The following is a 6,325-nucleotide window of genomic DNA, read 5'->3' on the forward strand; positions in this document are numbered from 1 at the left end:
CGAAACCAGCGTCGGCAACTGGCTGGCCTGGCACTGGCTGGCCTTTGTCGTCCTCTTTTTGCGAAAAATCAACCCAAAACCGACTTTCTAAACAGCTTCACCATTTTGCTAACTCGTTTTTAACTTTTAATTCATGATTTTTAATTCAACGTTTTGAACCAGTTTCCCTACGTATTCTTTTTGGGCATTGGCGGCATCGGTATGTCGGCCCTGGCCCGCTGGTTCCGGGCCAACGGCCATCAGGTGAGCGGGTACGACAAAACCGAGACGCCTCTTACGCTGGCCCTGTCGGCCGAAGGCATCGCCATTCACTACCAGGACGCGGTGGAGAGTATCCCCGCCGTCGTGCGTGAAAACCGGGCGCAAACCCTGGTGGTGCTCACGCCCGCTATTCCGGCCGAGAGCCTGGAATGGGCCTGGCTGCGAACCCAGGGCTACGACATCCGCAAGCGCAGCCAGGTGCTGGGCGTGCTCACCCACGGCCGCTACACCATTGCGGTGGCCGGCACCCACGGCAAAACCACTACCAGCAGCATGGTGGCGCACCTGCTGCACCACGCGGGCCTGGATGCGGGCGCTTTTTTGGGCGGCATTGCCGTGAACCTGGGAAGCAACCTGCTGCTGCCGGGCAGCTCTGATGCCCCCATTGTGGTGGAAGCCGACGAGTACGACCGCAGCTTTCTCACGCTCTTTCCCACCGTTGCCATTGTCACGAGCACCGACGCCGACCACCTGGATATTTACGGCGACCAAAACGCGCTGATAGAATCTTTCCGGCAGTTTGTGGGCCAGATTCAGCCCGGCGGCACCCTGCTAATCAACCATACCGCCGACCCGAGCGTGGCCGCTGCCGCCCCCGCGGGTACCACGGTAATTCGCTACGGGCTTTCGGCGGAACAGGGGCCGCAGCTATTTGCGTCCAATATCTCCGCCGAAGGGCATCAGTTTCACTTCGATTTGCAAGGCCCCGCCGGAACGGTGGCAGGTCTGCAACTGGCCGTGCCGGGCTACCACAACGTGGAAAACATGTTGGCCGCCGCCGCAGTCGCACAAATTCATGGTATTGAGGCAGAAAAACTGCGTGCCGGAATAGCCGCGTACAGCGGCGTAAAACGTCGTTTTGAATTTGTCTTGACTACGCCCCAAAACGTCTATTTGGACGATTATGCCCACCATCCGCGCGAAATAGAGGCTTTTCTGCGTTCGGTGCGCACGCTGTATCCGAGCAAGCGGCTGCGCGTGATTTTCCAGCCGCACCTTTTCACCCGCACCCGCGACTTCGCGGCAGGCTTTTCCAAGAGCTTAAGTATTGCAGATGAGGTATTTTTGTTGGATATTTACCCTGCTCGCGAAAAGCCGTTGGCCGGCATCACGTCCGAAATCATTTTAGATAAAATCACTGCGCCCACCAAAGCCATCCTCACCAAGGAACAAGTGTTGAATGCTGTTAGAACGGATACCTCGTTCGACGTTTTGGCCACCGTAGGGGCTGGGGATATTGACACCCTGGTACCGCAATTGAAATTGATATTGTCCGAGCGCTGGAAATAATTAAAAAATAGAAAATCCTCTGTTGCTAATTATTTCCACCCCTTGCTATTTGGTTACTCCTTGGAACGCACCCTTAGAAATTTACTTGTTGCCGCCGCCTGTCTCCTCGTGCTGGGCGGGTTGGGTATATTCGCGGCCATGCGCCAGGCCGCCCGCCCCATCGGCGAAGTATCGGTAGACATCGCCAACGAGTTCGATAACTACTTCATCAGCGAGCGCGGCGTCACGGCCCTACTCACCAAAGGCGGCGCCGAGCCCGTGCTGGGCACCCGGCCCGAGGGCCCGAAACTGCGCCAGCTGGAAGCCCGGTTGCGGGCCCATCCGTTCGTGCGGGAAGCCCAGGTGTACCGCGACCTGGCCGGCAACCTGCACGCCGATGTACGCCAGAACCGGCCCATAGCCCGCCTCACCCACTCCGATACCCGCCTCGATACCTACGTGGACGCCGAGGGCCACACGCTGCCCCTCTCGCCGCTGTTTACGGCCCGCGTAGCCACGGTGGCGCGCCCCAGCGGGGCTAGTTTGCCAAGTGCATTTTTCCAGGACAGCACCGGGCGGCGCTACCTGGAGTTTTTGCGGTATGTAGATGAGCACGAATTCTGGAAAGCCCAGGTGGCGGAGGTGTTTATCGAGCCCAGCGGCAAGCTCTCATTCACCCAGCAAGTGGGGGACCAGCACATAGAATTCGGGCTGCCTGAAAATATTTCCGAAAAATTTGCGAAGCTTATGGTATTTTACCGGCAAATTCCGTCAGTTTTGGGGTGGGATACTTACCACCGCGTAAACGTCGAATACCAAAACCAGATAATCTGCGAATAGTAATTCGCTGAATGACAGACCGTAAGGTCAAGAATACCTCAATCCCCAACCCACGCATTCCTTACGCTCGCCAGCACCGCCTCTATGCAACAAGACAAAATCGTCGTCGGGCTCGACATTGGCACCACAAAAATCTGCGCCTTGGTAGGCCGCAAAAACGAATTCGGTAAACTGGAAATCCTGGGTATGGGCAAAGCCGTGTCCGAGGGCGTTTCGCGGGGCATCGTGCTGAACATTGACAAGACCGTTGACGCTATAAAACGCGCCATTCGGCAAGCCGAAGAACAGTCCGGAATTAGCATTGGATTGGTAAACGTGGGCATCGCGGGCCAGCACATCAAGAGCCTGCAGCACAACGGCAGCATCACGCGCAACTCGGCCGATACCATCGGTCCGGACGACGTGAACCGCCTCACCCAGGACATGTACCGGCTGGTAACCCAGCCCGGCTCACAAATCATTCACGTGATGCCGCAGGACTACAAAGTGGACTACGAAGAAGGCATCGCCGACCCCGTGGGCTACGAAGGCGTGCGCCTGGAAGGCAACTTCCACATCATCACGGCCCAGAGCACGGCCATCAACAACATCAACAAGTGCGTGACCAAAGCCGGGTTGGAAATTGCCGACCTGATTCTGGAGCCACTGGCCAGCAGCATGTCCATCCTCTCCGAAGAGGAGAAGGAGGCCGGCGTGGCCCTGATTGACATTGGCGGCGGCACCACCGACCTGGCGGTGTTCAAAGACGGCATCATCCGCCACGCGGCGGTGTTGCCGTTCGGCGGCAACATCATCACGCAGGACATAAAAGCCGGCTGCAACGTGGCCCCCGGCCAGGCCGAGCAGTTGAAGGTGAAGTTTGGCAAAGCCATTGCCGAGGAAGCCAGCGACCACGAAATTGTGAGCATTCCCGGCCTACCCAACCGCCCGCCCAAGGAAGTATCGCTGAAGAACCTGGCGTACATCATTGAGGCCCGCATGTCGGAAATCATGGAGCTGGTATATGCCGAAATCTACCGCATGGGCCTGCACGACAAGCTGTCGGCGGGCATTGTGCTCACGGGTGGCGGCTCGCAGCTGCAGAACCTGGAGCAGCTCACCGAGTACATCACCGGCCTGGATACCCGCATAGGCTACCCCAACCAGCACCTGGGCAAGAGCCGCATTGAGGCCGTGAAGTCGCCGATGTACGCTACTACCGTGGGCTTGGTGCTGTCCGGTTACCACTCGCTCGACGAGCGCAACTCGCGTGCTCCCTACGAGCAGGAAGAGCAGGCGGTACCCGCGTACTACGCCCCGCAGGCCGCCGCCCCGGTTGCGACCCCCGCCCCGGTGGCTGAAACGCGCGCTTCGGTGCCCGTAGCAGCGGCCGCGGCCCCCACGCCGGCACCCGCCAAGCCCAAGGAGCCCGGCGCCGCCAGTCGCTTCTTCAAGGACATCATCACGCGCACCAAGGGCTTGCTGATTGACGATTACGACGATAAATCCTACTAGGAAATAATTATGGATTATGAATTATGAATTATGAATTGGCCGAAGTCAACCAGGCTAGTTTATAATTCATAATTCATTGCTCATAATTCATAATTAAAAAATATGAATTACAAATTCGACATTCCTGCCCAGAACAAGTCAATCATCAAGGTGATTGGCGTTGGGGGCGGTGGCTCCAATGCCGTGAAGCACATGCACAAGCAGGGCATCAAGGACGTGGAGTTTATTATTTGCAACACCGACCACCAGGCGCTGCAAAGCTCCACGGTGCCCAATAAGCTCCAGATTGGGGTGGACCTGACCGAAGGCCTCGGTGCGGGTGCCAAGCCCGAGCGCGGCCGCCAGGCGGCGTTGGAAAGCAAAGAGCAAATCCGCGACCTGCTCAACCAAGGCACCAAAATGCTGTTCATCACGGCCGGCATGGGCGGTGGCACCGGCACCGGTGCGGCGCCCGTTATTGCGCAGGTAGCACAGGAGCTGGGCATTCTCACGGTGGGCATCGTGACGGCGCCTTTCATGTTTGAAGGCAAGAAGAAGCGCCAACAGGCCGAGGAAGGCATCAAGGCGCTGAGCGAGCATTGCGACACGGTGCTGGTGATTCTCAACGACAAGCTGCCCCAGATTTACGGCAACCTGACCATGGGTGCTGCCTTCGCCAAGGCCGATACCGTGCTGACCACGGCTGCCAAATCCATTGCCGAAATTATTACGGTGACGGCCGATGTGAACGTGGACTTTGAGGACGTGAAAACGGTGATGAAGGACAGCGGTGCGGCCGTGATGGGCAGCAGCGTGACCGATGGCGAAAACCGCGCCCGTCGCGCCGCCGAGGAAGCCCTGAACTCGCCGCTGCTGAACAACACCGATATCCACGGTGCTCAGCGCATTCTGCTCTCCATTATGTCAGGCGCCGAGCACGAGCTGGAAATGGACGAGTTGACGGAAATCACCGAATACATCCAGGAAAAAGCTGGCCAGGACGCGGAAATGATTTTTGGCCACGGCATCGATGAGTCGTTGGGGCAGAGCATCCGGGTGACGGTGATTGCCACGGGTTTTGCCCGCGATGCGCACTCCATCAGCACGCCGGGCGTCAGCAGCCACACGGAAGCTGCTCCAGTAGCTGCCGCACCGGTAGAGGCTGCTCCCGCCCAGGTAGCTCCCGCCGCGCCAGTGGCCAGTGGTGCCTCAGCTCCCTTTGTGCCCAGCTTCGGAAGCACCGCTCCCGAGCCGGCGCGCGTTACATTCGACCTGAACGGCCCTTCGGCGCACACTGCGCCGCCGTTGGCGGGCATTCCGGCCAGTGCGCCTACCGAGCCCGTGCTCACGTCGACGCCAGCGCCGGCCCCTACTCCTGAGAACAGGACCCGTCCCGCCATGGATGCGCAGGCCCTGGAGCGCCGCCGCCGCCTGCAGGAACTCAGCAACGGCCTGCCCCCCGAGGCCGTGAGCCAATACGACACGCCCGCCTACCTGCGCCGCCAGGTGAAACTGGAAAATGTAGAGCCCAGCTCGGCCCAAAATATCTCGCGGTTTAATTTATCTGACGATAATGAATTGCTGGGAGATAACCGGTTTCTGCACGACAATGTGGACTAGATGATTTTGTAAAGCGCAATAAAAAAGCCCTTGCTAAGAAATTAGCAAGGGCTTTTTTATTGCGCTGCGGTTTTTATTCGAAAAAATTATTACAAGCAATTATTTTCTAAGTTTATAGTCAACGCTAATCATTGGATTTGCAAGTGAAAAGCCCTTGTTTCCAAACGCGAAATTGAGGGATTTTATTTCATAAGCAACTCTGCTATTTTGCCAGCTTATTCTAAGCCCAGCGCCCCCGAGGGCGCCGAAATATGCGTTATTGAAATAGCTGGAGGTAGCCCCTGGGGTTTCAATTTCACCGCCAGTGCCAAATAATCCTCTGGAATAGGTGAACGAACCGCCAGTTGATACGAAAAGCGAAATTGACTTAAAGCGTATGATATCATAGGCCAATATAAACTGCAATGCAGTCATTTGATGATATTGGTCACGTGCATCATTGATGCCTGCCGATGAAAAACTGCCAAACAACAGATTGGGATTTGCTCGCAATTTGCAACTATAGAGCCTGTTAAAATTCACAAGTAGCTGTTAGACAAACAGAAACCAGCCAGGTTACCGCAATTTCTTCATCCGACCAAAGATGTACGAAACGGACCTGACTGATTTCCAGTGGCACGTCATGCAAAACGCCTTGCCAGTTGCCCGCCGCCGCAAGTATTCGTTGCGGCTCATTCTCAATGCCTTGCTCTACCTAACCAAGAGTGGGTGCCAGTGGCGCTTGTTGCCCCACGACTTTCCCCCTTACCCCATTTGCTTTTACTACTTCCGCCGCTGGCAAGCCGACGGGCGGTGGGCGCGGCTCAACAAACTACTAGTCGAGCAGGACCGCCAGCGGTCGGCCCCCTCGGGCCAGCCCAGC

At 57.2% G+C, this 6,325-nt stretch carries 6 protein-coding genes; 5 read left to right on the top strand and 1 reads right to left on the bottom strand.

All coding sequences use genetic code 11. The annotated features are described in order from the left end of the window. The first annotated feature begins 153 nt into the window (after positions 1-153). From murC to ftsZ, 4 genes are all read left to right on the top strand, one after another. Complete coding sequence (murC, locus tag BEN47_RS19195; RefSeq protein WP_083322607.1) at positions 154-1,551, top strand: UDP-N-acetylmuramate--L-alanine ligase; 1,398 nt, start codon at positions 154-156, stop codon at positions 1,549-1,551. A 138-nt stretch (positions 1,552-1,689) separates the two neighbouring features. Further along, positions 1,690-2,370 (top strand): cell division protein FtsQ/DivIB, encoded by a 681-nt coding sequence (locus BEN47_RS19200; protein ID WP_239691671.1) that lies wholly within the window; start codon positions 1,690-1,692, stop codon positions 2,368-2,370. Between the two features lie 84 nt (positions 2,371-2,454). Beyond that, positions 2,455-3,864 (top strand): cell division protein FtsA, encoded by a 1,410-nt coding sequence (gene ftsA / locus BEN47_RS19205; RefSeq protein WP_070730872.1) that lies wholly within the window; start codon positions 2,455-2,457, stop codon positions 3,862-3,864. Between the two features lie 102 nt (positions 3,865-3,966). Beyond that, positions 3,967-5,463, top strand: a complete 1,497-nt coding sequence (gene ftsZ, locus BEN47_RS19210; protein ID WP_070730875.1) for a cell division protein FtsZ — start codon at positions 3,967-3,969, stop codon at positions 5,461-5,463. A gap of 99 nt (positions 5,464-5,562) precedes the next feature. Here the strand turns inward: ftsZ and BEN47_RS21175 are convergent, their stop codons facing one another. Next, positions 5,563-5,955 carry a hypothetical protein gene (locus BEN47_RS21175; protein WP_125921818.1) on the bottom strand — a complete coding sequence of 131 codons (393 nt, stop codon included), beginning with the start codon at positions 5,953-5,955 and terminating at the stop codon, positions 5,563-5,565. Positions 5,956-6,046: 91 nt separating this feature from the next. Between BEN47_RS21175 and BEN47_RS19215 the strand changes: the two genes are divergently transcribed. After that, positions 6,047-6,325 (top strand): transposase (locus BEN47_RS19215; protein ID WP_139147394.1); only part of this gene is annotated, 279 nt, incomplete at its 3' end.

Origin of the sequence: Hymenobacter lapidarius (assembly GCF_001816145.1) — a bacterium.
Lineage (GTDB): Bacteria > Bacteroidota > Bacteroidia > Cytophagales > Hymenobacteraceae > Hymenobacter > Hymenobacter lapidarius.

Bases quoted from the DNA above. Each gene is read 5' to 3' on its own strand.
- BEN47_RS19200 (WP_239691671.1), top strand. From the start codon at position 1,690: ATGCGCCAGGCCGCCCGCCCCATCGGCGAAGTATCGGTAGACATCGCC.
- ftsA (WP_070730872.1), top strand. From the start codon at position 2,455: ATGCAACAAGACAAAATCGTCGTCGGGCTCGACATTGGCACCACAAAA.
- ftsZ (WP_070730875.1), top strand. From the start codon at position 3,967: ATGAATTACAAATTCGACATTCCTGCCCAGAACAAGTCAATCATCAAG.